At 72.2% G+C, this 24,906-nt stretch carries 24 protein-coding genes and 1 pseudogene; 15 read left to right on the forward strand and 10 right to left on the reverse strand.

The features are described 5' to 3' along the window. Window positions 1–42 precede the first annotated feature (42 nt). From ACZ4UV_RS16325 to ACZ4UV_RS16370, 10 genes and pseudogenes are all read left to right on the forward strand, one after another. The gene (locus ACZ4UV_RS16325) at window positions 43–1,566 is read left to right on the forward strand and encodes a GMC family oxidoreductase (protein ID WP_390044163.1); all 1,524 of its coding nucleotides are present in this window, start codon (window positions 43–45) and stop codon (window positions 1,564–1,566) included. Continuing rightward, window positions 1,566–2,615, forward strand: a pseudogene (locus ACZ4UV_RS16330) (quaternary amine ABC transporter ATP-binding protein); the annotation flags it as partial. The gene ACZ4UV_RS16325 and the pseudogene ACZ4UV_RS16330, both read left to right, overlap by 1 nt. 365 nt (window positions 2,616–2,980) lie before the next feature. After that, window positions 2,981–4,906 carry an ABC transporter permease gene (locus ACZ4UV_RS16335; RefSeq protein ID WP_467838509.1) on the forward strand — a complete coding sequence of 642 codons (1,926 nt, stop codon included), beginning with the start codon at window positions 2,981–2,983 and terminating at the stop codon, window positions 4,904–4,906. A 2-nt stretch (window positions 4,907–4,908) separates the two neighbouring features. Continuing rightward, window positions 4,909–5,859 carry an ABC transporter substrate-binding protein gene (locus ACZ4UV_RS16340; RefSeq protein WP_451021089.1) on the forward strand — a complete coding sequence of 317 codons (951 nt, stop codon included), beginning with the start codon at window positions 4,909–4,911 and terminating at the stop codon, window positions 5,857–5,859. Window positions 5,860–5,964: 105 nt separating this feature from the next. Next, on the forward strand, window positions 5,965–6,831 hold the full coding sequence (locus ACZ4UV_RS16345) for a tyrosinase family protein (protein ID WP_451021088.1): 867 nt from the start codon (window positions 5,965–5,967) through the stop codon (window positions 6,829–6,831). A gap of 125 nt (window positions 6,832–6,956) precedes the next feature. Further along, window positions 6,957–8,369, forward strand: coding sequence for a condensation domain-containing protein (locus ACZ4UV_RS16350; protein ID WP_390044173.1), 1,413 nt, complete (start codon window positions 6,957–6,959; stop codon window positions 8,367–8,369). 152 nt (window positions 8,370–8,521) lie between these two features. After that, complete coding sequence (locus ACZ4UV_RS16355) at window positions 8,522–8,767, forward strand: hypothetical protein (protein ID WP_390044175.1); 246 nt, start codon at window positions 8,522–8,524, stop codon at window positions 8,765–8,767. A 35-nt stretch (window positions 8,768–8,802) separates the two neighbouring features. Further along, window positions 8,803–9,192, forward strand: a complete 390-nt coding sequence (locus tag ACZ4UV_RS16360) for a hypothetical protein (RefSeq protein WP_451021087.1) — start codon at window positions 8,803–8,805, stop codon at window positions 9,190–9,192. A gap of 131 nt (window positions 9,193–9,323) precedes the next feature. After that, window positions 9,324–9,641 carry a hypothetical protein gene (locus tag ACZ4UV_RS16365; RefSeq protein WP_467838514.1) on the forward strand — a complete coding sequence of 106 codons (318 nt, stop codon included), beginning with the start codon at window positions 9,324–9,326 and terminating at the stop codon, window positions 9,639–9,641. A gap of 164 nt (window positions 9,642–9,805) precedes the next feature. After that, complete coding sequence (locus ACZ4UV_RS16370) at window positions 9,806–10,150, forward strand: hypothetical protein (RefSeq protein WP_467838517.1); 345 nt, start codon at window positions 9,806–9,808, stop codon at window positions 10,148–10,150. A 68-nt stretch (window positions 10,151–10,218) separates the two neighbouring features. Here the strand turns inward: ACZ4UV_RS16370 and ACZ4UV_RS16375 are convergent, their stop codons facing one another. The 3 genes from ACZ4UV_RS16375 to ACZ4UV_RS16385 all read right to left on the reverse strand — a co-directional run bounded on the left by ACZ4UV_RS16375 (window position 10,219) and on the right by ACZ4UV_RS16385 (window position 11,667). After that, window positions 10,219–10,509: a hypothetical protein gene (locus ACZ4UV_RS16375; protein WP_390044183.1), complete on the reverse strand. Its 291-nt coding sequence runs from the start codon at window positions 10,507–10,509 to the stop codon at window positions 10,219–10,221. A gap of 195 nt (window positions 10,510–10,704) precedes the next feature. After that, window positions 10,705–10,989, reverse strand: coding sequence for a hypothetical protein (locus tag ACZ4UV_RS16380; protein WP_451022406.1), 285 nt, complete (start codon window positions 10,987–10,989; stop codon window positions 10,705–10,707). Between the two features lie 204 nt (window positions 10,990–11,193). After that, window positions 11,194–11,667 carry a hypothetical protein gene (locus ACZ4UV_RS16385; RefSeq protein ID WP_390044185.1) on the reverse strand — a complete coding sequence of 158 codons (474 nt, stop codon included), beginning with the start codon at window positions 11,665–11,667 and terminating at the stop codon, window positions 11,194–11,196. Window positions 11,668–12,133: 466 nt separating this feature from the next. Between ACZ4UV_RS16385 and ACZ4UV_RS16390 the strand changes: the two genes are divergently transcribed. The 3 genes from ACZ4UV_RS16390 (at window position 12,134) to ACZ4UV_RS16400 (ending at window position 14,062) form a co-directional block, all read left to right on the forward strand. Further along, window positions 12,134–12,925 carry a hypothetical protein gene (locus ACZ4UV_RS16390; RefSeq protein WP_390044187.1) on the forward strand — a complete coding sequence of 264 codons (792 nt, stop codon included), beginning with the start codon at window positions 12,134–12,136 and terminating at the stop codon, window positions 12,923–12,925. A 74-nt stretch (window positions 12,926–12,999) separates the two neighbouring features. Next, window positions 13,000–13,278 (forward strand): hypothetical protein, encoded by a 279-nt coding sequence (locus ACZ4UV_RS16395; RefSeq protein WP_390044189.1) that lies wholly within the window; start codon window positions 13,000–13,002, stop codon window positions 13,276–13,278. A 130-nt stretch (window positions 13,279–13,408) separates the two neighbouring features. After that, window positions 13,409–14,062 (forward strand): chaplin, encoded by a 654-nt coding sequence (locus ACZ4UV_RS16400; protein WP_390044191.1) that lies wholly within the window; start codon window positions 13,409–13,411, stop codon window positions 14,060–14,062. A 65-nt stretch (window positions 14,063–14,127) separates the two neighbouring features. Here ACZ4UV_RS16400 and ACZ4UV_RS16405 read toward each other — a convergent pair whose 3' ends face one another. Together ACZ4UV_RS16405 and ACZ4UV_RS16410 are read right to left on the reverse strand one after the other, a co-directional pair. Continuing rightward, a complete protein-coding gene (locus tag ACZ4UV_RS16405; protein WP_451022409.1) occupies window positions 14,128–14,937 on the reverse strand; it encodes an isocitrate lyase/PEP mutase family protein in 810 nt (269 codons plus the stop codon). After that, entirely contained in the window at window positions 14,934–15,431 is a 498-nt protein-coding gene (locus ACZ4UV_RS16410) for a carboxymuconolactone decarboxylase family protein (protein WP_351500229.1), read from the reverse strand. Before ACZ4UV_RS16410 ends, ACZ4UV_RS16405 begins: the two co-directional genes overlap by 4 nt. Before the next feature lie 47 nt (window positions 15,432–15,478). On the opposite strand from ACZ4UV_RS16410, the gene pdxR reads away from it, so the two are divergent. Further along, entirely contained in the window at window positions 15,479–16,942 is a 1,464-nt protein-coding gene (gene pdxR, locus ACZ4UV_RS16415; RefSeq protein WP_451022410.1) for a MocR-like pyridoxine biosynthesis transcription factor PdxR, read from the forward strand. Between the two features lie 52 nt (window positions 16,943–16,994). Continuing rightward, a complete protein-coding gene (locus ACZ4UV_RS16420; RefSeq protein ID WP_451022411.1) occupies window positions 16,995–17,483 on the forward strand; it encodes a carboxymuconolactone decarboxylase family protein in 489 nt (162 codons plus the stop codon). Window positions 17,484–17,626: 143 nt separating this feature from the next. Here the strand turns inward: ACZ4UV_RS16420 and ACZ4UV_RS16425 are convergent, their stop codons facing one another. From ACZ4UV_RS16425 to pabB, 5 genes are read right to left on the reverse strand one after another with little or no spacing between them, the layout of a single operon-like run. Further along, window positions 17,627–18,424, reverse strand: coding sequence for an aminotransferase class IV (locus tag ACZ4UV_RS16425; RefSeq protein WP_451021639.1), 798 nt, complete (start codon window positions 18,422–18,424; stop codon window positions 17,627–17,629). 19 nt (window positions 18,425–18,443) lie between these two features. Further along, window positions 18,444–19,613, reverse strand: coding sequence for an FAD-dependent monooxygenase (locus ACZ4UV_RS16430; protein ID WP_451021640.1), 1,170 nt, complete (start codon window positions 19,611–19,613; stop codon window positions 18,444–18,446). After that, the gene (locus tag ACZ4UV_RS16435; protein ID WP_467838528.1) at window positions 19,610–21,169 is read right to left on the reverse strand and encodes a class I adenylate-forming enzyme family protein; all 1,560 of its coding nucleotides are present in this window, start codon (window positions 21,167–21,169) and stop codon (window positions 19,610–19,612) included. Before ACZ4UV_RS16435 ends, ACZ4UV_RS16430 begins: the two co-directional genes overlap by 4 nt. Before the next feature lie 38 nt (window positions 21,170–21,207). After that, complete coding sequence (locus ACZ4UV_RS16440; RefSeq protein WP_467838531.1) at window positions 21,208–22,734, reverse strand: benzoate-CoA ligase family protein; 1,527 nt, start codon at window positions 22,732–22,734, stop codon at window positions 21,208–21,210. Beyond that, a complete protein-coding gene (gene pabB, locus ACZ4UV_RS16445) occupies window positions 22,731–24,887 on the reverse strand; it encodes an aminodeoxychorismate synthase component I (protein ID WP_467838533.1) in 2,157 nt (718 codons plus the stop codon). The genes ACZ4UV_RS16440 and pabB overlap by 4 nt, the downstream gene beginning before the upstream one ends. Between the last annotated feature and the right edge of the window lie 19 nt (window positions 24,888–24,906).

The raw sequence follows: 24,906 nt of genomic DNA on the forward strand, positions 1-24,906 counted from the left end.
AGTGAGCCAGTGAGCCTGTAAGCCCTTTGGAGCACCCCCCCCATGTCCCACCACACCTACGACTACGTCGTCATCGGCGGCGGAACCGCCGGTTCCGTCATAGCCTCCCGCCTCACCGAGAACCCGGACGTCACCGTCGCCGTCATCGAGGGCGGCCCCAGCGACGTCGGCCGCGACGACGTCCTCACCCTGCGCCGCTGGATGGGCCTGCTCGGCGGCGAGCTGGACTACGACTACCCGACCACCGAGCAGCCGCGCGGCAACTCCCACATCCGGCACAGCCGAGCCCGGGTGCTGGGCGGCTGTTCCAGCCACAACACCCTCATCTCCTTCAAGCCGCTGCCCTCCGACTGGGACGAGTGGGAGGCGGCGGGAGCCAAGGGGTGGGGCGCGGTGCCGATGGAGGCCTACTACGCCCGCCTCCTCAACAACATCGTCCCGGTCGACGAGAAGGACCGGAACGCCATCGCCCGCGACTTCGTCGACGCGGCCCAGGAGGCGCTGGGCGTACCGCGCGTGGAGGGGTTCAACCGGCGGCCGTTCACCGAGGGCGTCGGCTTCTTCGACCTCGCCTACCACCCCGAGACCAACAAGCGGTCGAGCGCGTCGGTGGCCTACCTCCACCCGGTGCTGGACGAGCGCCCCAACCTGCACGTCCTCCTCGAGACCTGGGCGTACCGGCTGGAGCTGGACGGCACCCGTGCCGAGGGTGTGCACGTCCGCACCAAGGACGGCGAGGACCTGCTGATACGGGCCCGCAACGAGGTCGTCCTGTGCGCGGGTGCCGTCGACTCCCCGCGCCTGCTGCTCCATTCGGGCATAGGCCCGGCGGCGGACCTCGAAGCCCTCGGCATCCCGGTCGCGCACGACCTCCCGGGCGTCGGCGAGAACCTCCTCGACCACCCCGAGTCGGTGATCGTCTGGGAGACGAACGGCCCGATCCCGGAGAACTCCGCGATGGACTCCGACGCGGGCCTGTTCGTCCGCCGCGACCCCGAACAGGCGGGTCCGGACCTGATGTTCCACTTCTACCAGGTCCCGTTCACGGACAACCCCGAGCGCCTGGGCTACGAACGCCCCGCGCACGGCGTCTCGATGACCCCGAACATCCCCAAGCCCCGCAGCCGCGGCCGTCTCTACCTGACCAGCGCCGACCCGTCCGTGAAGCCCGCGCTCGACTTCCGCTACTTCACCGACGAGGACGACTACGACGGCCGCACCCTCGTCGACGGCATCCGCCTCGCCCGCGAGATCGCGAAGACCGAGCCGCTGGCGGGCTGGCTGAAGCGCGAGGTGTGCCCCGGCCCGGAGATCCTCGGCGACGCCGAGCTCAGCGAGTACGCCCGCAAGGTCGCGCACACGGTCTACCACCCGGCGGGCACCTGCAAGATGGGCGCGACCGACGATCAACTGGCGGTCGTCGACCCCGAGTTGCGGATCCGTGGCCTGGACGGCATCCGTATCGCCGACGCCTCCGTCTTCCCGGCCATGCCGGCCGTGAACCCGATGATCGGAGTGCTGATGGTCGGCGAGAAGGCCGTGGACCTCCTGAAGGGCGGTGCGTGATGAGTGGTACGACCCCTGTCTTCTCCGTCGAGGGCCTGTGGAAGGTCTTCGGCCCCAAGGCCGACCGCGTCCCGGCGGACCCCGGGCTGACCGGCCTCGCACCCGCCGACCTGCGCGCCCGCACCGGGTGCACGGCCGCGGTCCGCGATGTCTCCTTCGACGTGCGCAAGGGCGAGGTCTTCGTGGTGATGGGCCTGTCCGGCTCCGGGAAGTCCACCCTGGTCCGCTGCCTGACCCGGCTCATCGAGCCGACGGCCGGCCGGATCGCCATCGACGGCGAGGACGTCCGCGCGATGGACAGGGGCCGGCTGCGGGAACTGCGCCGGCACCGGGCCGCGATGGTCTTCCAGCACTTCGGGCTCCTCCCGCACCGGTCCGTCCTCGACAACGTGGCGTACGGCCTGGAGATCCAGGGCGTCGGCAGGTCCGAGCGGCGTGCGCGGGCGGCCGAGGTCGTGGCCAAGGTCGGCCTGGAGGGCATGGAGCAGCGCCGCCCCGGCCAGCTGTCCGGCGGCCAGCGCCAACGGGTCGGCCTCGCGAGGGCGTTGGCGGTCGATCCCGAGGTGCTCCTCTTCGACGAGCCGTTCAGCGCGCTCGATCCGCTGATCCGGCGGGACATGCAGGAGGAGGTGGTCCGCCTGCACCGTGAGGAGGGCCGCACGATGGTCTTCATCACCCACGACCTGTCGGAGGCGCTCAAGCTCGGCGACCGCATCGCCCTGATGCGGGACGGCAGGGTGGTCCAGCTGGGCACCCCGGAGGAGATCGTCGGCAACCCGGCCGACGACTACGTCCGGGAGTTCGTCCGGGACGTGCCGCGCGAGCAGGTGATGACGGTTCGCTCCGCGATGAGGCCGACGGAGGACGGGGAGGCCTTGACGGGACCTGCGGTCAGCCCGGTCGCAACGGTTGCCGAGGCGATCGAGGCGGTGGCGGGGGCCGGCGTTCCGGCGCGCGTCGTGGACGGGGACCGGTGCGTCGGCGTGGTCGACGCGGACACGCTGCTCGGCGTCGTGGCGAAGGGGGCGAAGGGGGCCGCGGCCGGTACTTCGCCTGCGGGCGGCGATGGGCCGGTCGCGCAGTTCCCCGCGCCCCTGGGTGGGGATGCACAGCCTTCGCTGGAAGGTTCGGGAGCCTCGGGCTCGGATGCGGGTAGTGGTTCGGCCGCGGGCGGTGGCGGGCCGGTCGCGCAGTTCCCCGCGCCCCTGGGCGGGGATGGGCGGCCCCCGTTGGAGAGGCCCCCAGCCGCGGGTGCTGCCGACACTGACCCAGCCGCGGGCAGTCGTGCCGCTGGGGCGATGGGGGTCCCCCCGCTCGAGCGAAGCCGAGAGTGGGGGAGGGCGGGCGCGGCGGCACCCCGTCAGCGCGGGCAAGTGACACCCCCCGCCCCCAGCACCAACCCGGAGGGCGTCTGATGGCGACGATCAGTGTGCCCACTCCGCGAGCGATGCGCACGGTCCATCCCGCCGTACGCAAGCTCCTCGCCCTGGCCGTCGCCGCCGCGATCCTCGTTCCCCTCGCCGGCGCCCACGGGTCGTCCTGGCCCCACCACCTCACCGTCGACCTCTCCTCCCCCCTCTCCTCCGCCAGCAACTGGGTCATCGACAACCGGGACACCCACCCCCTCTTCCTCTACTTCTTCGGCTACATCAGCAACGCCGTCGTCCTCACCGTCCGCGCCGTCTACCTCACCCTCCTCGCCGCCGGCTGGCCCGGTGTGACGGTGGTCGCCGCCGCCGTCGCCCACCGGGTCGCCGGTGTCAGGCTCGCCGTCGGTACGGGTGCCGCCTTCCTCGCCTGCGGCGTGCTCGGCATGTGGGTGCCGACGATGCAGACCCTCGCGCTGATGGTCGTGGCCGTGCTCGCGTCCGTGGCCGTGGGTTTCGTGCTCGGGCTCGGCGCCGGGCTCTCCGACCGCCTGAACCGGGCCCTGCGCCCGGTCCTGGACACCATGCAGGTGCTCCCCGCCTTCGCGTACCTCCTCCCCGTCGTCCTGGTCTTCGGCATCGGCGTCCCCGCGGCCGTCCTCGCCACCGTCGTCTATGCCGCCCCGCCCATGGCCCGGCTCACCGCCCTCGGCCTGCGTGGCGCCGACCCCGAGGTCCTGGAGGCGGTGGAGTCGCTCGGCGCCACGCGCGCGCAGCGGCTGCTGACGGCCCGCCTCCCCCTCGCCCGCAGGGAACTCCTCCTCGGCCTCAACCAGACGATCATGATGGCGCTGTCGATGGCGGTCATCGCCTCCGTGATCGGTGCCGGCGGCCTCGGCGACCGCGTCTACCAGGCGCTCGCCTCGGTGGATGTCGGCGCGGCCCTCGCCGCCGGCATTCCGATCGTGCTCCTCGCGGTCGTCCTGGACCGCATCACCGCGGCGGCCGGCGAACGCGGCGACACCCGCAAGCCCGCCGTCGGCCTCCTGTACGGCCTCGGCGCCTCCGTCGCCGTCGCGCTCGCCGCCCGCCTCCTCGGCCGCCTCGACTGGCCCACCGCCTGGACCCTGGACTTCGCCGGACCCGTCAACCGTGCCGTGGACTGGATGACCGCGCATCTGTACTCGGGTGTGCCGGTCGTGGGCGGAACCGCGGACTGGGCGGGGCACTTCACCACCTGGGTCCTCGACCCGGTCCGCTCCGGGCTGCAGTGGCTGCCCTGGTGGGCGGTGCTGTTCGTGGTCGCCGCACTGGCCTGGCTGATCGGCACCTGGCGCACCGCGCTCACCGCCGTCCTCGCGATGGCCGCGATCGGCGTGCTGGGGGTGTGGGAGCCGTCGCTGGACACGCTCTCCCAGGTCCTCGCCGCCGTCGCCGTGACGCTCGTCCTCGGCTTCGCGACCGGTGTCGCCGCCGCCCGCAGCGACCGTGTGGAGCGCGCGCTGCGTCCGGTCCTGGACGTGTTCCAGACCATGCCGCAGTTCGTGTACCTGATCCCGGTCGTCGCGCTGTTCGGTGTCGGCCGCGCGCCCGCCGTCGCCGCCGCCGTCGTCTACGCGCTGCCGGCCGTCGTACGGATCACCGCGCAGGGGCTGCGCCAGGTGGACCCGGCCGCCCTGGAGTCCGCGCGGTCGCTCGGCGCGACCGGACGTCAGCAGCTGCTGCAGGTCCAACTCCCGCTCGCACGGCCCGCGTTGCTGCTCGCCGTCAATCAGGGCGTGGTACTCGTCCTCGCCGTCGTCATCATCGGCGGGCTGGTGGGCGGTGGCGCCCTCGGGTACGACGTCGCCTTCGGCCTCGCCCAGGGCGACCTGGCGACCGGGCTGGTCGCCGGTGCCGCCATCGTCTGCCTGGGGCTGATGCTCGACCGGGTCACCCAGCCCACGGAACGCCGTACGCGGAAGGGAGCGTGACCATGCGCCGTACGACACTCGTCGCCGCCGCCTCCGTCCTCGTCCTGGCCACCGGCTGCGGTGCCGCCGACATGACCAGGCAGGCCTCGCCGTTCGCCAACGCGCAGGGGTCGAGGACCGTGACCCTGTCCGTGCAGTCCTGGGTCGGCGCGCAGTCGAATGTGGCTGTTGCCCAGTACCTCCTTGAGCACAAGCTCGGCTACCGCGTCGACACCGTGCAGGTCGACGAGGTCCCGGCCTGGGACGCGCTCAGCCAGGGGCGCGTGGACGCGATCCTGGAGGACTGGGGGCACCCGGACCAGGAGAAGCGCTACGTCGACGACAAGAAGACCATCAGCCGGGGCGGAGAGCTCGGGGTCACCGGGCACATCGGGTGGTTCGTGCCGACCTATCTGGTCAAGCAGCACCCGGACATCACCGACTGGAAGAACCTGAACAGGTACGCCTCGCTCTTCCGTACCGCGGAGAGCGGCGGCAAGGGGCAACTCCTGGACGGCTCACCGTCGTACGTCACCAACGACAAGGCGCTGGTGAGCAACCTGAAGCTGGACTACCAGGTCGTCTTCGCCGGTTCCGAGGCCGCCCAGATCACCCAGATCAAGCAGTTCGCCAAGGAGAAGAAGCCCTTCCTCACCTACTGGTACGCGCCGCAGTGGCTGTTCAAGAAGGTGCCGATGACCGAGGTGCGGCTGCCCGCGTACAAGGAGGGCTGCGACGCCGACGCGGCCAAGGTCGCCTGCGCCTATCCGCACACCCCGCTGCAGAAGTACCTCAACACGGACTTCGCGCACAGCGGCGGCAGGGCGGCCGCCTTCCTGAAGAAGTTCAAGTGGACGACCGAGGACCAGGACCAGGTCTCCCTGATGATCGCCGACCAGAAGCTGAGCCCCGAGGAGGCCGCGAAGAAGTGGGTGGACGGCCACCCCGACGTGTGGAAGCGGTGGCTGTCCTGAGCCGACCGCCGGGCGTGCCGCCGCGTCACCGGTCCGGCCGTAGACCGGTGACCCGAAGGTATGTCCGGCGGTTACCCCTCCGGCCGATGCCCGAGGGAGGCGCACGTGGTCTACACGCGCAAGAACGTCAACCAGCTGACCCGAGCCGAGCGGCGCCGGTTCGTCGAAGCTCTGCTGGAGGTCAAACGCCGCGGTGAGTACGACGAGTTCGTACGGATCCACATCGCGCACAACTCCGCCGACCGGGAACACCGGTTGCGCACCGCCCACATGGCGCCCTCGTTCCTGCCCTGGCACCGCAGGCTGGTGCTCGAACTGGAGCGGGCGCTGCGCAGGGTGGACGCGTCGGTGACGGTGCCGTACTGGGACTGGACCCGTGACCGGGCACCGAACTCCCTGCCGTGGACCGATGATCTGCTCGGCGGCAACGGCCGCCCCTCGGACCGGCAGGTGATGACGGGCCCGTTCGCCTACCGGGCGGGCCACTGGAAGATCACCGAGAACGTGACCGACGTGCAGTACCTCACCCGGGATCTCGGCCACGCCCGCGCCCCGATCCAGCTGCCCACCGGAGGCGACGTCGAGTCCGCGCTGGCCGACCCGGTCTACGACAGCTGGCCCTGGAACTCGGCCGTCACCCGCGGCTACCGCAACAAACTGGAGGGCTGGGGGAGCGGCCGGGGCAGCGTCTCCTGGCAGAACCACAACCGGGTCCACCACTGGGTCGGCGGGGTGATGGTCAGCGCCGCGTCCGTCAACGACCCGGTCTTCTGGCTGCATCACTCCTTCGTCGACCTGCTGTGGACCCGCTGGCAGCAACGGCACCCCGGCCACACGTACCTTCCCGCTCAGCCCCCCGGCGCGGGCGACCCCCAGCGCGGCCGGATCGTGGCCCGGCACGAGCAACTGCCGCCGTGGAACGTCACGCCGGCCGAACTGGAGGACGTGAGCGGGATCTACAGGTACGAGTGAGGCGGGGCGCTTGTCCGTTCGACATGTCACACATCCCGTTGAAATCACGGCGACACAGCGATCATCGCGCGCGTACGGCTTGCCGTTGTTGATGAAGCTGGTGTCTTCTGCGAAGGAGAGCCACCGTGCGTATTTCTGACATCCAGCGCTGTGAGATCCGGCCCGGACGGCTCGTCGAGTGGAGGTTCAGCCCGGTGACCATCGCGGCCGCGGCGGCGCTGCCGCCGGATCCGCGACCGCCGGCGTACATCCAGGAGTCGCACATCAGAACGGCCCGGTCGGTGCGGGAGGACGGACTGTTCGTACCGACCTGGCTCGGCGCGGCGTTCGACCTGCCGGGCCCGGTCGATCTCGACGCGCTGGAAAGGGCGTTGCGCGGCTGGACACTGCGGCACGAGACGCTGCGCAGCGGCTTCCGGTGGGCCGGGGACGAGATGCAGCGGTTCACGCTCGCCGAGAACGACGTGTCGCTGCACCGTGAGGTGGTCGGCGAGTTCACCGACGCGGGGGCGCTCACCCGTTACCTGCAGGATCGGTTCGACGCCGCGGCGGACGCGCTCGGCTGGCCGAACCTCATCTACACGGCGGTCGTACGCGAGGACTCCACCAGCGTGTACATGGCCTTCGACCACACCAACGTCGACGCCTACTCGATCCACCGGCTCCCGGAGGAGATCCACGGACTGTACGCGGCGGCCGTCGAGGGAAGCCCCGTCACCGGTCCGTCCGTGGGGAGTTACGTCGACTTCTGCGAGCAGGAGCGGGCGAACGCGGACGGCATCGACGACGCCCACGCGACCGTCGCGCGCTGGCGGGAGTTCATCGCCCGGTGCGGCGGCCGGCTCCCGGAGTTCCCCGTCGACCTGGGGCTGGAGCCCGGCGGAGCGCTGCCTACCCAGAAGCTGGTGTGCGAGCCGCTCGTCGACGCGGACGCCGCCGCCGCGTTCGAGGCGTACTGCCGCCCCTACGGCGGCAGTCTGGTGGGCATCCTGGCCGCGACCAGTCTGATCGTCCACGAACTCGGCGGCCAGCCGGTCTACCGCACCGTCGTGCCGTTCCACACCCGGCTGAAGTCCGCGTGGTCGGACTCCGTGGGCTGGTACGTCGGCGGCGCCCCCATCGAGGTGCCCGCGGCGCGCGACCTGGAGGGCGCGCTCGACACGGTCCGCGCCGAGTTGCGGGCCAACCGGTCGCTGGCGCGCATCCCGCTCGCCCGCGTACTGCGGCTGCTCGGCTCGGACTTCCGTCCGACCTCGCCGGACATGTACTCGATCATCTCGTACGTGGACGCCCGTCTCATCCCCGGCGCGGCGGACTGGACCGAGCAGAAGGCGTACGGGCTGCTCCGGGTGTCGTACGGCGACCAGGTGTGCGCCTGGGTCAACCGGCTGCATGAGGGGCTGTGGTTCGCCTGCCGCTACCCGGACACCGACATCGCCTACAAGAACGTGCGGCGGTATGTCGAGCGACTGCGGGACCTGATCCTCTCCGTGCCCGCACCCGACCGCCCGCGGCCCGCGGAACTGGCGCTCTCCTGACCCAACTCTCCCCGTCCATAAGGTGATTATGTGTTGCTATATCACCCTCGGGATGGATGTCCGTTGTGGAACCCCTTGTCTGGCTACTGCTAGTGTTCATGCAATCACGCTAGGCAACCAATTCGCCGTATGAGCAAAGGACCGAGGGTTCCATGCGCAAGCTTCAGCAGGTCGTGATCGCAGCAGTGGCGGCCGCCGGCGGCCTGTCCGCCGTCGGCGCCTCCCCCGCCGTGGCCGACGCCTACGACAGTGGGCCGCAGGTGTCCAACCACTACCGCCCCTACCAGGAGTGCAGCCCGCAGACGGTCGCCGAGAACGACGTCCCGATCGGCGTGCTCGGCCTCGCCGACACCTTCGACACCACCTGCGGCCAGTACAACCAGGCCTTCACCGGCTGAGGTCGGCGGTGTCCTCGCGAAGGAAAGCGCAGCAGATGTCCATCGGGAAGATCAGCGGGAAGAGGATCGCGGCCGTCTCGGGGCTCGTCGGCGGCCTCGTCGTGGCCTGTGCCGGCCTCGCCCCGGCGTACGCCGCGGCGGGTCGAGGGTGTACCGACGATCTCATGGGCAACCTCACCTGCACCCAGCGGATCAGGGGCGAGGTTCCCGAGGGCGGGGCCATTCCGCACCAGGAGACCTGCAAGCCGGTGCAGCCCGTGCAACTGCCCGCCGTCCTCGGGCAGGGGACGGAGCGGCTCGGGCCCGAGGTGACCTGTTCCCCCGCGACCGTCGGGGTGGCGCCCCCGGAGAAGGGTGAGGAGGCGGAGTCGCCCGGCGGCCCGTTCGGTGTCATGAGCCGGATCCTTCCGGTGGGCGGCCGGTAGCCCCAGTACGGCAGACGGGGCTGACGCGCAACTCGGCGGCTGTAGATCCTCGGTTAGCTACGGAGTGTGTGTATATGCTCACATTAAGTAGTCGAGCCGGGCGGTTCCGCCTGGACCAGAAAGGGTCAATCATGCGTAAGTTTCAGCGCGTCGCACTCGTAGCGGCGACGGTTGCGGGGCTCTCCTTCCTCGGTGCCGGGGTCAGCTCCGCCGCCGGTGGCGAGGACGCGCCTCCGCAGATCACCGCCGTGGCCAACTCGTCGGCCAACGCCCTGGCCGTCGGCGGGGGTTACTACACCACCACTCCGGAGGCTGGGCCCGAGGCCCAGCCGCAGGCTGCGCCCGAGGCCCAGCCCGAGGCCCAGCCCGAGGCCCAGCCGCAGGCCCAGCCCGAGGCCCAGCCGCAGGCCCAGCCCGAGCAGGGTGACCAGAACCAGGGTGGCGAGTAAAAACGCACCCCGCACGAACTCGGTACCCCGCACCGGCACCGCTTCGGCCCGCTCGCCGGTGTACTGAGTGACCACCATGGCGAAGGCAGCCCGGACGCACCCCGACTCTGTCGAGGTATGCGTCCGGGCTGCTTTGCTTCGCCCTACGCAGAGGAAGACAACTCATGTTCACTGCACGGAAGATCGCCACCGTCTCGGGGCTCGTCGGAAGCCTCGCCGCGCTCTGTGTCGGCGCCGGGCACGCGTACGCGGACCCGTCCCCGGGCGACTGCAGGACCACCGCCCAGGGCGGCACCGTCTGCGTCCACAAGAGCGAGTCGCGTATCGACAAGAACGGTACGCATGTCCTCAGGCAGGCGCAGGACTGCTCGACCTCCGACCGTCCGCGCGTGCTGTTCCCGGACGACCAGGCGGCGGGTGACGGATCCGCCAGGGCCGGGGAGGTCGTGGACTGCTCCAACAAGGCGGAGCTGCCCAAGGGCTTCAAGAGGCCGCACATCGAGTTCTGAGGGCCGCACAAACGACAGTCCCCGGTTTCCCGGCCGTTGGCCGGGAAACCGGGGACTGTCGTTCTGCCTTACCTGCCGAGCGCGCTGTTGTTGCAGCCCATGCTCGACCCCATGGACGACTGCTGCGCACCCGAGTTGCCCTCGCCGTTCAGCAGGTTGCCGCCCAGGCCGTTGAGGATGCCGACCTCGCCGAGGATGTCGAGGTTCAGGTCGTGCGACTTACAGCTGCTGCTCTGCTGGATGTTGAATTCGTCGCCCTTCTTGCCCCAGCCCTGGTCGGCATGGGCGGCGCCGGCGCCGAGGAGCCCGAGGCTTCCGAATGCGGTGACGAGAACGGCGGCGGTGCGGAGCTTGTGCATGTCATCTCCGATGAATGAGGTGGATGCGATCTGCGGGAAATCGCGATCTGTGTCATAAAGGCTGATACGAAATACCCGAGATGGCCGTGCGACGCGCCGATTACGGTTGTATTTCGCCACCTTGGCGCCCTGTCGACATACACGAATGGTCCCGGCGCCGGGCGCCGGGACCATTCACTGCTGTTGCTGCCGGCCTCAGAAGGCGCTGTTGTTGCAGCCCATCGTCGAACCGAGGTTGGTGGCCTGGGCGCCCGGGTTGCCCTCACCGTTCAGGGCGCTGCCCAGCAGGCCGTTGAGCAGGCCGACCTCGCCGAGGACGTCGAGGTTCAGGTCGTGCGACTTGCAGTGCGAGCTCTGGGTGATGTTGAACTTGTCGCCGCCGTGCCCGTGGCCCTCGCCGCCGGCGTAGGCCGTGCCGCTGACGAGGCCGATGCTGCTGAGGGCGGCGACCAGGACGGCGGCGTTGCGAAGCTTGCGCATGTCATCTCCGTGGAGTGGGGGGTGCGATCTGTGCGAGATCGACTTTTTACAGTTACGGGAGATTAGTACGTAATACGCCAATTCCGGCAGCGACGCGCTGTTGTCCTGAGCACGTGGCAGAAACACCCGAAAAGTCGTATGGCCCGTGAACGGGCTGTCGCCGCGGCTCCCGAAATGCCCGTGCGGGGCCGCGACTTCCGGTCGTCAGCCCAGGCGCTGTGCGCTGGCGAGCGCGTTCGACTGGCTGTTGGCCTGCGTGCAGTCGACGCCCCGGGTCTGGGAGGCCGCGAGCAGGGCGACCGGGACGTTCGCGTCGAGCAGGGACTGCGGGCTGCACTCCTGGTACGGACGGAACAGGTTGTTCTGCTCCACCGGGCCGCCCTGCACCGACTGCGGGGCCTGGGGCGAGATCTGGGGGTTGATCTGCGGGTTCAGCTGGGGGTTGAGCTGCGGGGCGACCTCGGTGCCGCGCTGCGGGGCCTGTTGCGGGGCCGGCGCGCCGTACGTCTGCGCGGTCGCCTGGGCGGAGGTGGCCGCGGCGGCCTGGGCGTCCGGCTGCGAGACCGGGGTCGGCCCGGTCCCGTAGGAGACGGGGGCGGCGGAGCTGGGGCCGGCACCGACAGCGGTCAGACCGCCGGCTGCTGCGACGATGAGCGCGACCTGGCGAAACTTGCGCATGGAATCCTCGGCCCTTCATGTGATCTGTGTGCGGAACCTGATGAAATGACTGATGAGACAGCGCGGTTATCGCTTTGTCACTGCCCCGGGCGGCTGGGATGCCCCCTCGCCCTCACTCCGTGGGGAACGAGAGGTGTGCGGAACCGGATACGGGCGTGGTGCCGCGTCACCCGTTTGCCGAAAGGCATATGAGCGGCAATACCTGTGTCGGTGACGGCAATTGGGTGACACGACTCCGAATTCCCGTGACCACGGCCGGGCGATCCTCGTTCCGGTGGGGAGAGGGCGGTGGCCGAGGACCCGACGAGAACGAGGCGAATCGCTGCCGGCTCCGATGCGAAGTCCGCGTGCTGCTCAGAAGTACCGCTGCTGAAAGTGCAGTGTCATCACCGCACCATCTGCACGCGCGACCGCACTGAACGCAATGGGCTTTCTCATCTCCAGGTATCGAAGGGCCGAGGGTTTCATGCGCAAGCTTCACAAGGCCGCGCTCGTTCTGGCGGCGGCCGGTGGTCTGTCCGCCATCGGTGCGGGCGTCAGCTATGCCGACGCTCCCGTCGGATACGGCGGTGCGGCCCCGGTGCCGGCTCCGGACCAGCCGTATCCCCAGGCCTCGCCCCCGGCACCTGCTCCGCAGCAGGCCCCCTACGCCGCCGGCCAGACCCAGGGCTCGGCGCAGGCCAGCGTCCCCGCGTACCCGCAGCAGCAGGCCGCGCCGCCGCAGTACCAACAGCAGGCCCCGCCGCCTCCGCAGTACCAGCAGGCGCCGCCGCCCCAGCAGTACCCGCAGCAGACCGGTTACGCCGTCGCCTCGGCCTCGTCGCAGGGCTCGGCCCAGGCGACCACCGGCCCCGCGTACCCGCAGCAGCAGGCCGCGCCGTCTCCGCAGTACCAGCAGGCACCGCCGCCCCAGCAGTACGCCCAGCCGCAGGCCGCTCCCGCGTACCCGCAGCAGCAGTACGCCCCGGCGCCGCAGTACTCCCAGCCCCAGCAGCAGGCCGCCCCGCCGCAGGTCGTACCGCAGGTCATGCCCCAGGTCATGCCGCAGGTCGCCCCGCAGCTGGCCGTTCCGCAGGGCTACGCACCGGAAGGCCCGACGCGTGTCACCCCGCAGGTGAACCCCCAGGTGAACCCGCAGGTGAACCCGCTCATCAACCCCGTACTCGGAGCGCCGGGCGTGCCGGGGCTCGCGCCGGTCGGCCTCGGCCAGGTCGCGGCGCCGCCCGTCGGCCAACTGGGGCTTCCCCGCCTCGGCTGACGCCGTCCCGCCACCGTCCGCACCTTCCCCCCGATCCGCAGCGGATCCCCGTCCGCTCGACCAACGGAGAACCCATGCGCAAGTTCCACAAGGCGGTCCTCGTGGGCGCCGCCGTCCTCGGCAGCGTCTGCTCGATCGGCGGCAACACCGCCTTCGCACACGGTGAGCCGGGCCACGACATCGACGTCACCCAGGGCACCGAGTGCCGCTCGCACGACATGAACATCGAGGTGCTCGGCAACATCGGTGCCCTCACCGGTCTGGCGGGCAACCTGCTCAACGGCGAAGGGAACCCGGGTGCGCAGCAGAGTCATCTCGGCTCCGACATGGGCTGCAACAACCAGGCTCTCTGACCTGAGCGGCCACTTCGCTTCTCCACTCAGCCATTTCCCCAACATTTCACCGAGTCCGGGTGACTGCCCGCGACGCGTCTGGAAGGGCAGGTACCCCATGAAACGGGTTACCCGGAACAGTGTGATCGCCATGGCCGTCGCCTCTGGCGCGATGGCCGTCGCGGGGACGGCGCATGCCGACTCCGCCGCCGAAAGCTCCGCGAGCGGCTCGCCCGGGCTGGCGTCCGGGAACAGCATCCAGTTGCCGGTGGACATCCCGGTGAACGTCTGCGGGAACACCGTGGACGTGGTCGGGCTGCTCAACCCCGCGATGGGCAACAAGTGCGCCAACGAGGGGCACAAGGCGCCGGGGAAGGCGGGCTCCAAGACGTCGGGCCGGGCCACGGCCGGCGGAAGCACCCACGACTCGCCGGGAATCCTCTCCGGCGACCTCGTCGAGATCCCGGTCCACGTGCCCGTGAACATCAGCGGCAACAGCGCGAACCTGGTGGGTGCCCTCAACCCCGTCTTCGGCAACCAGTCGAGCAACGGCTCGGACGACCAGCCCGACACGCCCGGACCGTCCACGCCGTCCACGCCGCGGGTCCACCACGAGCCGCAGCACCCGGCCAAGGCGCAGCCGAGGCGGACCACCGTCGTACGGCAGCGGACGACCGACACGCTCGCCCACACCGGCGCGGCCAGCCCCTGGGCACCGGCCGCCGTGAGCCTCGCCTCGCTGGCGGCCGGCGCGGTGCTGTACCGCCGCTTCCGGCCCGGGACGAACAGCGGATCGTACGCCTGAGCGCTCCGCTGGAAGTGCCGCGATGTGCCGTCTGCCGTCTGCCGTCTGCCGTCTGCCGTCTGCCGTCAGTCGACTGCGGCGCCGTCGTGGCTGGTCGCGCAGTTCCTTCCCCAGCCTTCGGCCGGGGGACCCCCAGCGCCCCTTCGGGGGCGCGCCGGCCCCGCTCCGTGTGGGATCGCGTGCAGTGACCGCAGGGCCAGCCGCAGCAGGCCCGGTCCGAACGTGATGCGGGTGGCCCCGAGTTCGCCGAGTCCGGCGGGCGAGGGGCCGTCGCCGTCCACGCCGGCGTACGTGTTCAGCGGGCCCTCGATGCCGGAGCGCAGGAGGGGCAGCACGGCGGTCGGGGCGTGGATCGGGTAGACGCAGTCCGCACCCGCCGCCACGTACAGCGCGGCCCGCTCGACGGCCCTTTCCGGGTCACCGGCGCCGCATGCGAAGGTGTCGACGCGGGCGTTGAGGAAAAGCCGGTCACCGGCGGCCGAGCGGACCTCGGCCAGCCACTCGGCGTGCTCGTGCGGGTCCTTGAGGACACCCCCGCTGGAGTCCTCGAGGTTGCAGCCGACCACGCCCGCCTCCAGCAGGCGCTCGACCAGTTCCCCGGGCGCCAGCCCGTAGCCGTCCTCCACGTCCGCCGACACCGGCACCTCCACGGCCCGCGCGATCCGCGCGACCGCCGCGAACATCTCCGCCGCCGGGGTCCCGCCGTCCGCGTACCCCAGACTCGCCGCCACCCCGGCACTCGGCGTCGCCAGCGCCGGGAACCCGGCCGCCACCAGGGCCCGGGCGCTCGCCGCGTCCCACGGGCCGGGCAGGACCAGGGGGTCGCCGGGCGGGCGCCCGTGGTGCAGCGCCCGGAAGACCCCGGCCTTGCTCACCCGTGCTGTCCCGGCGTGTAGTGCCCGGGGACCATACGGGTCGTCACGGCGAACCGGTTCCAGGAGTTGATCACGATGATCGAGGCGATCAGCTGCGTCAGCTGCACCTCGTCGAAGTGCTTCGCGGCCCGCTCGTAGACCTCGTCGGGCACGAAGCCGTCGGTCAGCACGGTGACGGCCTCGGTCAGCTCGATCGCGGCGAGCTCCTGCTCGGTGTAGAAGTGCTTCGACTCCTCCCACGCGCTGAGCTGGACGATGCGCGCGATGCTCTCGCCCGCCGCGAGCGCGTCCTTGGTGTGCATGTCGAGGCAGTACGCACAGTGGTTGAGCTGCGAGGCGCGGATCTTCACCAGCTCGAACAGCTTGGCGTCCAGGCCCTTACGGGCGGCTCCGTCCAGGCGGACCATCGCCTTGTAGACCTCGGGAGCGTGCTGTGCCCAGGAGAGGCGGGGGGTGTGCTCGGGGGCGTACTCGGCGTTTTCCTGATTGCTCATGGTGCCGACACTAGGTGCCAGGCAGCCCAGAGGTATGGTCCATTTCCATGGAGAAAGCATGGGCCACTCCGTCCGCGCCGCCCGCTTCGCCCACCCGGCCCACCCGGGCCGCTCTGGGCATCGACCTCCACCTGGAACCGGCGGCCGGTCCGGGCCTGCGCCGGGGCCTGACCGACGCCCTGCGCGAGGCCGTGCGCAGCGGCCGGCTGCTCCCCGGCACCCGGCTGCCCTCCTCCCGCTCCCTCGCCGCCGACCTCGCCATCGCCCGCAACACCGTCGCCGACGCCTACGCCGACCTGGTCGCCGAAGGCTGGCTGACCGCCCGGCAGGGTTCCGGCACCCGGGTCGCGACGGGCGTACCGCCGGTGCGGCGGGCGGAGACCCCCGCGGGTACGGCAGCCCACCGGCCCGCCTACGACCTGCGCGCCGGCTTCCCCGACGTCTCCGCCTTCCCGCGCACCGAGTGGCTGAAGGCCGCCCGCCGCGCCCTCACCGCCGCCCCCAACGAGGCCTTCGGCTACGGCGATCCGCGCGGCCGCGCCGAACTGCGCACCGCGCTCGCCGCCTACCTCGCCCGCGCCCGGGGCGTCCGCGCCGACCCCGAACGGATCGTGATCTGCGCCGGGTTCAGCCACGGCCTGAGCCTGCTCGGTGAGGTGCTGCGGGCCCGCGGGGCGGACACGGTCGCCGTGGAGTCGTACGGCCTCGACGAGCACTGGCAGCTGCTGACCTCGGCCGGTCTGCGCCAGGTCCCGCTGCCCTTCGACGAACTCGGCACGGACACCGGGGAGCTGTCCCAGGGGCCGGCCGCCGTACTGCTGACCCCCTCCCACCAGTTCCCGATGGGCGTGCCGCTCCACCACGACCGGCGGACGGCCGTCGTGGACTGGGCGCGGCGCACCGGCGGCCTGGTCCTGGAGGACGACTACGACGGCGAGTTCCGCTACGACCGCCGGCCCGTCGGCGCCCTCCAGGGCCTCGCCCCCGACGAGGTGGTCTACCTGGGCACCGCCAGCAAGTCCCTGGCGCCCGGGCTGCGGCTGGCCTGGATGGTGCTGCCGCCGGCGGTGGCCGGGGAGGCGACGGCGGCCAAGGGCGGCGTGGACACCTGCGGGGCGCCGGACCAGCTGACACTGGCCGAGTTCATCACCTCGGGCGCCTACGACCGACACGTCCGCGCCGCCCGCTCCCGCTACCGGCGGCGCCGGGACGCCCTGGTCCGGGCCCTCGCAGAGCGCGCCCCGGCGATCCGGGTCACCGGCATCGCGGCGGGCCTGCACATCGTGCTGCGGCTGCCGCCCGGAACCCAGCACCGGGTGGTCCGGGCCGCCGCGGACCGCGGCCTCGCCGTCGAGGGCCTCACCCCGCGTCACCTCCACCCCGACGCGGCCACCGCACCCCCGGACGCCCTCGTCCTCGGCTACGGCACCCCGCCCGACCACGCCTGGTCGGGCGCGCTGGAGATCCTGTGCACGGTGCTGTCCGACCCGGCTGTGATCAGCGTCGCCTGAATTCCCCGTCAACCGCCCCCGTAATTCAATTACGGAGGCTAGAGTCTCTCTCATGAGCAATGGTGATCAGATTACTCGCGTAGCCCTCAAGAAAATCACCCCGGACGTCTCTTCCGCGATGGGTTCCCTGCATGCCGCCGCCGTCACCGCGGCCCAGGACGCAAAGGTCGAACCGGAAATCCTCGAACTGGTCAGAATCCGCGCCTCCCAGCTGAACGGCTGCGCGTTCTGCCTCGACATGCACACCAAGGACGCTCGCGCGCAGGGCGAGACCGAGCAGCGGATCTATGCGCTGAACGCGTGGCGGGAGACGCCCTTCTTCAGTGAACGGGAGCGGGCGGCACTGGCGTTGGCCGAGGCCGTGACGTTCGTGGCCGACGGCCACGTGCCGGACGCGGTGTACGCCGAGGCCGCCGGGGTCTTCGACGAGGCCCAGGTCGCCGCCCTCGTCTGGGCGGTCACCGTCATCAACGCCTACAACCGGATCGCCATTGCGACGCGGATGGTGCCGGGGGCTTATCAGCCCAAGCGGGCCGAATAAGAAAGCAGCCCGATATCCGGCCCGGTGAATTATTGCCGGGCCGGTTTTGTTGTGTACTTCGGCTGCGGGTGGGTGGGGGCTGGTCGCGCAGTTCCTCCCCCCTTCGGCCGGGGGTACCCCCAGCGCCCCTAAAGGGGCGCTATTCAGCCGCTTCCAAGCGGCTCAGGTACCTCCTCGTCGAGCCACTTTCGCCACTCCGGTGCCCGTACCGCCGTTCCGGCGGTTGCCGGGCCACCCGCCCACCGCGTCACCGGTCTGATCCCGTGCAGGGCGTTCACGAGCCACACCTCGCGGTCCGCCAGTTCGGTCAGGGTGCGTTCCCGGTGGGCGATGCCGATGCCGAGTCGCTTCGCGCGGTCCTGGATCAGGGCGACCGTCACCCCGGGCAGCACCGGCAGCCGAGGTGGGGGCAGGCACAGGGTGTCGTCCTCCCACCAGAGCACGCTGGTGGTGGCCGCCTCCAGGACCACCCCGGACGGGTTCACCAGCACCGCCTCCTGGGCTCCCGCCTCGGCCGCCCGGGCGCGCAGCCGGGCCAGGGTGTCCAGGTCGGGTCCCTTGCGGCGGGGTGCGGTGCGCGGGTCCGGCTGGCCGACCGCCCAGACCTCGACCGCGGAGCCGAGCGGTGGGGCGTGCCGCAGCCGAAACCGCACGTGGTGGGGCGTGAGTTCGACGCGCGGGAACCACTCGCCGGTGCGGGGCAGCGCCGCCGTCATGGCCCGCCAGAACTCCGGCAACCGGTGCTCCGGCGGCCCGTCGCACTCGGCGCAGGACCGCACGAAGCGGTCCCGGTGGCGGTCCAGGCCGCGCACCCTGCCGTCCCGCACCAGCCAGGAGTCCGCGACCAGCAGCCGCTCACCGGTTCCCGGGTCCTCGACGGGCCGCAGGCCGGCGGCCGGTGACCACGCGAACACGCCTTCCGCCACGGCCGGTCGTGTCATGACTCCTCCTTCGCCGTGCTCAGTATTTACGGCCCGACAGCGCCGGTGCCCCGCCCCGCGGCCCGTACGGGGCGTGCTCCAGCCAGGATCCGCAGGACGGCAGGACCGGCGCCAGCGCGGCCGCCGCGCGCTGCCGCAGCCGGATGATCCGGCGCCGGGGCCGCAGATGGTCCAGGGCGGCCCCGGCCGCCTCGCTGTTGAAGAGCGCCGCGGCCCGCCGTACCGCCGCGAAGTCCGCCACCGTGCCGTTCGCGATCGCCTCCGCCGCGGCCGCCGCGTCCGCGATGCCGCTGTTCATGCCCCGCGCCCCGAAGGGCGGGAAGAGGTGCGCGGCCTCCCCGGCGAGCAGCACCCGCCGGTGCGGGTCGGTGAAGGAGGCCGCGACCTTGCGCAGGAAGCGGTACGTCGACACCCACAGGATCCGGTCGTCGTATCCCTCGCCCACCACCCCGGGCAGCCAGCGGCGGACGGCCTCCTCGGTGCCGTACTCCTCCGCCCGGTCGTGGGCGTGGCACTGGAGGTCCACCTGGAAGCCCCCGGTGAACGGCACCCGCATCACACTGCGGCCGCCGACGCCGGGGTGCTCGTAGTGGAAGACCCGTTCCAGGGGCAGTTCGGCGTCCGGCCGGTCCGCCACGTCGACGACCACGTGGAAGCCCTCGCCGTGCGTGCCCTCCATGGGGATGCCGAGCCCGGCCCGGACGGCGGACCGGGCGCCGTCCGCCGCGATCACGTACCCGCACGTCAGCTCCCTGCCGTCCGCGCAGCTCAGCGCGGCGCCCGTGGCGGTGGTGCGGACACCGATCACGCGTGCGTTCCACACGGACTCCACGCCCGCTGCCGCGCAGGCCTCGCGCAGGAAGCGCTCGGTGTCGACCTGGCGCAGGCTGGTGAAGGGCGGCCGGCCGAACGGGGCCGGGAAGGTGCGGGAGTACACCTCCCGGCCCCGGTACAGGGTCCGTCTGGTGTGCCAGGTCCGGCCGTACGAGGTGATCTCCCCGGCCAGCCCCGGCCGCATCCCGTCGAGCAGCGCGAGGGTCTCGCGGTGCACGAACAGGGCCCGGCTGCCCGGCCGTTCGCGGTCCTCCGGGTCGGCTTCCAGGAGCATCACCGGCAGCCCGTGCGCGCGCAGCGCCAGCGCCGCCGACAGGCCCACCGGCCCGGCGCCGACCACCACGACCGGGGTCACGCGCGGACACCCGCCGACAGCATCCGGGTGATCTCCACCCGCTTCACCTTCCAGGTCGCCGTCATCGGCAGCTCCTCGAACCGCCACTGCCTCGGCTCCGCCATCGCCGGCAGGTCGGCGGTCGCCGCCCGCCAGCGCTCCGGGTCCAGCGGCCGTTCCCCGCGGACGCACACCACCGGGACCGGCTCGCGGTCCGCGCCCGGCACGATGACCACCTCACGGAGTTCCTCCAGCCGGTCCATGAGGGTGTCCTCGACCTCCAGGTTGCTGTGCACGGAGTCGATCCGGTCGATCTCCCGGTCGATCAGGTACAGCGCGCCCAGCCGGCTCCGGTAGCCCATGTCGCCCATCTGCCACCACTCGCCGTCCAGCTGGCGCTCGTACTGGTCGCGGGCGCCGAGGTAGGTGAGGATGCGGCCCCGGGTGCGGGCCTCGATCCGGCCGGGGGTGCCGGGCGCGGCGGGCTGCCCGTCGGGGCCCGTGACGCGGACGCTCGTGAAGCCCGGGATCCCGATCCCGACCCGCCGCCCGTCCGCGCGGGACACGCTCCGGCGCGTGAACCACTGGAAGGCCACCGGCCCGGTCTCGCTCTGCCCGTACAGCTGGAGCAGCCACGGGCTGCGCCGCTTCGAGGCGTCCAGCAGCCGTCGTACCGTGCGCGGGTGGATGGCGTCGAAGGTCGAACCGTACGACTTCACGCGCGACAGCGGGGCGCCGGGCGCGTCCGCCAGCTCCTCCCACAGCACGAAGGTGTTGGGGTGGGTCTCGACGATGCCGGGGCGGTGCCGGGCCAGCATCGGACCGACCTTCGCCGGGTCCGGGTCGGTGATCAGCAGCAACGGGCTGCCGTAGTGCAGCAGGACGCCGAGCAGGTGGTAGAAGCGGGAGTGCACGAAGGACATGTGCAGGGCCGCGACCTCGCCGCGGGTGGGCCAGCCCATCGCCTGCTGCGGGACCAGCCGGTTCCACATGGTCTGCGGGCAGTGCACCGCGAGTTTGGGGACGCCGGTGGTGCCGGAGCTGTGGGTGATCAGGGCGGGTTCGCGCGGGTGCAGCCGGACCGCCGGCGGGACCTCGGCGCCGGTGTGCTCGGCCAGGGACACCACGCCGGGCACGCTGTCCACGGTGAGGGTCTGCCGGACCAGGCCCTTGACCTCCAGGCCGGCCAGTTTCGCCGCGTCCGTGACCAGCCACGGCTGCCGGAGCCGGGCGAGCAGCTTGCCGACCACCTCGCCGGCCAGCGCGGGGGAGAGCAGCACGGGCACCGCGCCGATCCGGGAGACCGCGCAGGTCAGCAGCACGATGTCGACGTTGTCGGTCTTGTGTACGACGACCTGTTCGGCCGGCCGTACGCCGGCCGCCCACAGGCGCGCCGACAACTCCTCGACCGCGTCGGCGAGTTCCGGGTAGCTCAGACGGACCCCGAGGTCCGGGTGGGTGTCCAGGGGACGGTCCAGGGTGACGAACACCCCGCCGTGCCGGTCGGCCGCCCGCCGGAACAGCGGGCCGAGGTAGAACCCGCGGTCGCCGACGAGGGACACCTGCGACTCCTGCATGGGGACGTTCCTTTCGGTCGGGTCGGTCGGGGCCGGGGTCACCAGGCGCCCCGGCGGACCAGATGGCGGCGGAGTTTCCCGGTGGGGGTGCGGGGCAGCGCGGGGAGGAGGCTGACGCTGCGCGGGACCTTGAAGGCCGCGAGCCGCTCCCGGGCCAGCCGCAGCAGCTCCTCCTGGAGCCCCTCCGGCGCGGGGGTGGTGGCGGGGACGACGAAGGCACGCAGGCGTCCGGCACCCGTCCCGTCCGGGACCGCGGCCACCGCGACCTCCCGGACCGCCGGATGGGCGCGCAGCACGGCCTCCACCTCCAGCGGGGAGACGGTGATCCCGCCGACCATCTCCATGTCGTCGGTGCGGCCCAGATGCCGGTAGGCGCCGTCCGGTTCGCGGACCGCCCGGTCGTGGGTGGCCAGCCAGCCGCCGACCAGGGTCCGCGCGGTCTCCTCGGGCCGGTTGAGGTAGCCGGGCGTCAGCGTGGGGCCGCGTACCCACAGCTCGCCCTCGTGGCCGTCCGGCACCGGGCGCCCGTCGCGGTCGCGCAACTCCACCTCGAAGCCGGGGACGGGACGGCCGACGGTGCCGGGGTGGTGGTGGCCGAGGCTGTTGGCGCAGAAGGCGTGCCCGGCCTCGGTGGAGCCGATCTGCTCCAGGACCGGGGCGCCCAGCAGCTCCGTGACCCGGTCGCCCAGCCCGTCCGGCAGCCCCTCGCCGGCCGACACGGCGGCCCGTACCGAGGCGAAGCACGCCTCGTGCCCGGTGCCCCGGTCGGCGACCAGCGCCGCGTAGGCGGACGGGACCGAGTAGAGCAGGGTCACCCGGTGCCGGGCGATCAGCTCGTCGACGGCGGCCGGGTTCGGGCGCCGGTCCACCAGGACCGCACTCGACCCCGAGAAGAGCGGGAAGACGAAGGCGTTCCCGAAGCCGTAGGCGAAGTACAGCTTGGAGACGGACAGGGTGACGTCGTCCGCGGTGATGCCGAGCAGCCGCCGTCCGATGAGGTCGTGGTACGCGGCCGGGTGGGCGTGGGTGTGGACGACACCCTTGGGCCTGCCCGTCGTCCCGGACGTGTACTGCACGTACAGCGGGCCGTCCGCGTCGGCCGGCCGGGCGGCGGCGGGTTCGGCGGCCGGGGCGAGGGCGAGGAGCTGGTCGGCGCCGAGGCGGGCCCGCCCGGGGAAGCGGTCCTCCAGGCCCGGTCCCGTCAGGCACAGCACCGCCTCCGTGTCGGCGGCCATGAACGCGTGGTCGGCGGCGGGCAGTTCGGGGTTGACCAGGACGGCCACGGCGCCGAGCCGGGCGACCGCGAGAAAGGTCACCACCCAGGCGATCGAGTCCGGCAGCGCGAGCACCACCCGGTCGCCGGGGGACACACCCTGGGCGGCGAGCACGGTCGCGGCCCGCGCCCCGAGGTCGTGCACCTCGCCGTGGGTCCAGGCGCGATGGCCCTGGTGGAAGGCGGGACGGTCGCGCCAGCCGTGCCGTTCTGCGAGTTCGGCGAGACGGGCGGCGAGGTTGCCGGTGCCGGTGCCGGTGCGGGCGGGGGCGGGGGCGGGGGCCTGGGTCATCGGGCGGCCTCCTCGACGGCGTCCGCCGCGGCCGACGGCGTGTGCTCCCGCAGCGCCCGCATCTGCGCGGCCGTCTTCAGCAGCATCTCGTCGTACTCGGCGGCCGGGTCGGAGTCCAGGACGATCGCCCCGCCCGCGCCCAGCTGCATCCGGCCGCCCGCCATCACGGCCGTACGGATGACGATGTTCAGGTCCGCGCCGCCGCTGCACCCGAGGTAGCCGAGCGCCCCCGAGTACACGCCCCGCGCCTCGGTCTCCAGACCGTCGATGATCTCCATCGTGCGCAGCTTCGGGGCGCCGGTCATCGACCCGCCCGGGAAGCAGGCACGTACGCAGTCCACGGCGTCCGTCCCGGCCCGCAGCCGTCCGGTCACGGTGGAGACCAGCTGGTGCACGGTCGCGTACGACTCGGTGGCCATGAGGCGGGGGACCCGCACGGTTCCGGTACGGCAGACCCGGCCCAGGTCGTTGCGGAGCAGGTCGACGATCATCAGGTTCTCGGCGCGGGTCTTGGCGTCCGCCGCCAGCGCGTCCCGCAGCCGCGCGTCCTCGAACGGGGTCGCCCCGCGCGGCGCGGTCCCCTTGATGGGCCTCGCCTCGGCCACCCCGTCCCGGGTGATCCGCAGGAACCGCTCCGGCGAGGAACCCGCCACGTCCAGGTCGCCGAAGCGCAGGAAGGCCGCGTACGGCGCCGGGTTGACGCGGCGCAGCTCCCGGTAGAAGGCGTACGGGTCGGGCGGGGCGGGCAGCCGGGCCGCGTCGGTCAGGCAGACCTCGTAGCTGGTGCCGGCCCGCAACTCCCGCCGGCAGGCCTCGATGTCGGCGAGGTAGGCGGCCCGGTCGCGCACCAGCCAGGGCTCGGCGGCCGCCAGGTCCGGCTCCGCGGCGGCGGGCGGGGCGGACGGGGGTGCGGCCGGGGCCAGGAAGCTGAGCTGGGCCAGCGTGTCCGTCAGCCACTCCTCGGCGGCCCGCGCGGCCTGCGGGGAGTTCTCCGCCAGGCAGACCGCGTAGGTGACGTCCTCCTCGTGGTCCACGGCGATCAGCCGGTCCGCGAACAGCCAGCAGGCGTCCGGGGTGTCGGCCCGGTGCCGGTTCGGGGAGCCGCAGTCGGCCTTCGTCTCGTAGCCGAAGTAGCCGACATAGCCGCCGGTGAAGTCGAAGGGCAGCCCGTCGGCGTCCACCCGGCGGCTGCTCAACTGCCTCTTCAGATAGTCGAAGACGCTCGCGGACACCTTGCGCGGCGGCCGTCCGGCCCGCTCGACCGCACACCGGCCGGCCGTGACGTCGTACCGCACGAACTCGGCGAGCGGACCGCTGTCGTCGCCCAGGAAGGAGAAGCGCGAGCGGCCCTCCTCGACGAGCGAGCTGTCCAGCCAGAACGCGCGGGACGAGGCGGCGAAGAGGCGGGTGAAGGCGGCCTCCGTGTCGACGGCGCCGGCGATCTGCCGGGTGTGCAGGCGGTACGCGGGCGCTTCGGCGTGGTGGCGGGGGCGGGGGACGGCCGCGCTCGGGATCCTCGGCCGGGGGAGCGCCGCCTCGGCCGGTGGGACGGCGGTGTTCTTGGTCCGCGCTCTGCGGGCCCGGCGGGCGGTGAGGTTGCGGAAGTTCACCAGCATGCGGTGGCCGTACTCGGTGAGCACCGACTCGGGGTGGAACTGCACGCCCCACAGCGGCCGTTCGCGGTGGCGCAGCCCCATCAGGACGCCGTCCTCGGACCAGGCGGTGGCCTCCAGCGTGGCGGGCAGTGGCTCGTGTACCGCGAGGGAGTGGTAGCGGACGGCGGTGAAGCCCTGGGGCAGCCCCTCGAAGAGGTCCCGCCCGTCGTGCCGCACCCGGGTCAGGTGCCCGTGCCGCGGCTGCGGGGCGGGTGCCACCCGGGCCCGCTCCCCGAGCGCGATGCCCTGGTGCCCCAGGCACACCCCGAGCACGGGGACGGTGGTCTCGGCGATCATCCGGGCGCTGATGCCGAAGTCACGGCCGTCGCCCGGATGGCCGGGCCCCGGAGACACCACCACGTTGTCGAACTCCGCGAGAGCGGGCGGCGCCGGCTCGTCATTGCGGATCACCACCGGTTCCTCGCCGTTGACCTCGGCGATCAACTGGAACAGGTTGTAGGTGTACGAGTCGTAATTGTCGATGAGCAGGGTCTTCACCCGCCCACCTCCCTCGGGT

This window comes from Streptomyces sp. NPDC028289, from assembly GCF_055565975.1.

Coding starts and splice junctions, on each gene's coding strand:
- ACZ4UV_RS16390 (WP_390044187.1), top strand. CDS start 12,134: ATGCGCAAGCTTCACAAGGCCGCGCTCGTTCTGGCGGCGGCCGGTGGT.
- ACZ4UV_RS16395 (WP_390044189.1), top strand. CDS start 13,000: ATGCGCAAGTTCCACAAGGCGGTCCTCGTGGGCGCCGCCGTCCTCGGC.
- ACZ4UV_RS16400 (WP_390044191.1), top strand. CDS start 13,409: ATGGCCGTCGCCTCTGGCGCGATGGCCGTCGCGGGGACGGCGCATGCC.
- ACZ4UV_RS16375 (WP_390044183.1), bottom strand. CDS start 10,509: ATGCACAAGCTCCGCACCGCCGCCGTTCTCGTCACCGCATTCGGAAGC.
- ACZ4UV_RS16325 (WP_390044163.1), top strand. CDS start 43: ATGTCCCACCACACCTACGACTACGTCGTCATCGGCGGCGGAACCGCC.
- pdxR (WP_451022410.1), top strand. CDS start 15,479: ATGGAGAAAGCATGGGCCACTCCGTCCGCGCCGCCCGCTTCGCCCACC.
- ACZ4UV_RS16380 (WP_451022406.1), bottom strand. CDS start 10,989: ATGCGCAAGCTTCGCAACGCCGCCGTCCTGGTCGCCGCCCTCAGCAGC.
- ACZ4UV_RS16440 (WP_467838531.1), bottom strand. CDS start 22,734: ATGACCCAGGCCCCCGCCCCCGCCCCCGCCCGCACCGGCACCGGCACC.
- ACZ4UV_RS16410 (WP_351500229.1), bottom strand. CDS start 15,431: ATGAGCAATCAGGAAAACGCCGAGTACGCCCCCGAGCACACCCCCCGC.
- ACZ4UV_RS16335 (WP_467838509.1), top strand. CDS start 2,981: ATGGCGACGATCAGTGTGCCCACTCCGCGAGCGATGCGCACGGTCCAT.
- ACZ4UV_RS16420 (WP_451022411.1), top strand. CDS start 16,995: ATGAGCAATGGTGATCAGATTACTCGCGTAGCCCTCAAGAAAATCACC.
- ACZ4UV_RS16370 (WP_467838517.1), top strand. CDS start 9,806: ATGTTCACTGCACGGAAGATCGCCACCGTCTCGGGGCTCGTCGGAAGC.
- ACZ4UV_RS16385 (WP_390044185.1), bottom strand. CDS start 11,667: ATGCGCAAGTTTCGCCAGGTCGCGCTCATCGTCGCAGCAGCCGGCGGT.
- ACZ4UV_RS16365 (WP_467838514.1), top strand. CDS start 9,324: ATGCGTAAGTTTCAGCGCGTCGCACTCGTAGCGGCGACGGTTGCGGGG.
- ACZ4UV_RS16355 (WP_390044175.1), top strand. CDS start 8,522: ATGCGCAAGCTTCAGCAGGTCGTGATCGCAGCAGTGGCGGCCGCCGGC.
- ACZ4UV_RS16360 (WP_451021087.1), top strand. CDS start 8,803: ATGTCCATCGGGAAGATCAGCGGGAAGAGGATCGCGGCCGTCTCGGGG.
- ACZ4UV_RS16425 (WP_451021639.1), bottom strand. CDS start 18,424: ATGACACGACCGGCCGTGGCGGAAGGCGTGTTCGCGTGGTCACCGGCC.
- ACZ4UV_RS16340 (WP_451021089.1), top strand. CDS start 4,909: ATGCGCCGTACGACACTCGTCGCCGCCGCCTCCGTCCTCGTCCTGGCC.
- ACZ4UV_RS16435 (WP_467838528.1), bottom strand. CDS start 21,169: ATGCAGGAGTCGCAGGTGTCCCTCGTCGGCGACCGCGGGTTCTACCTC.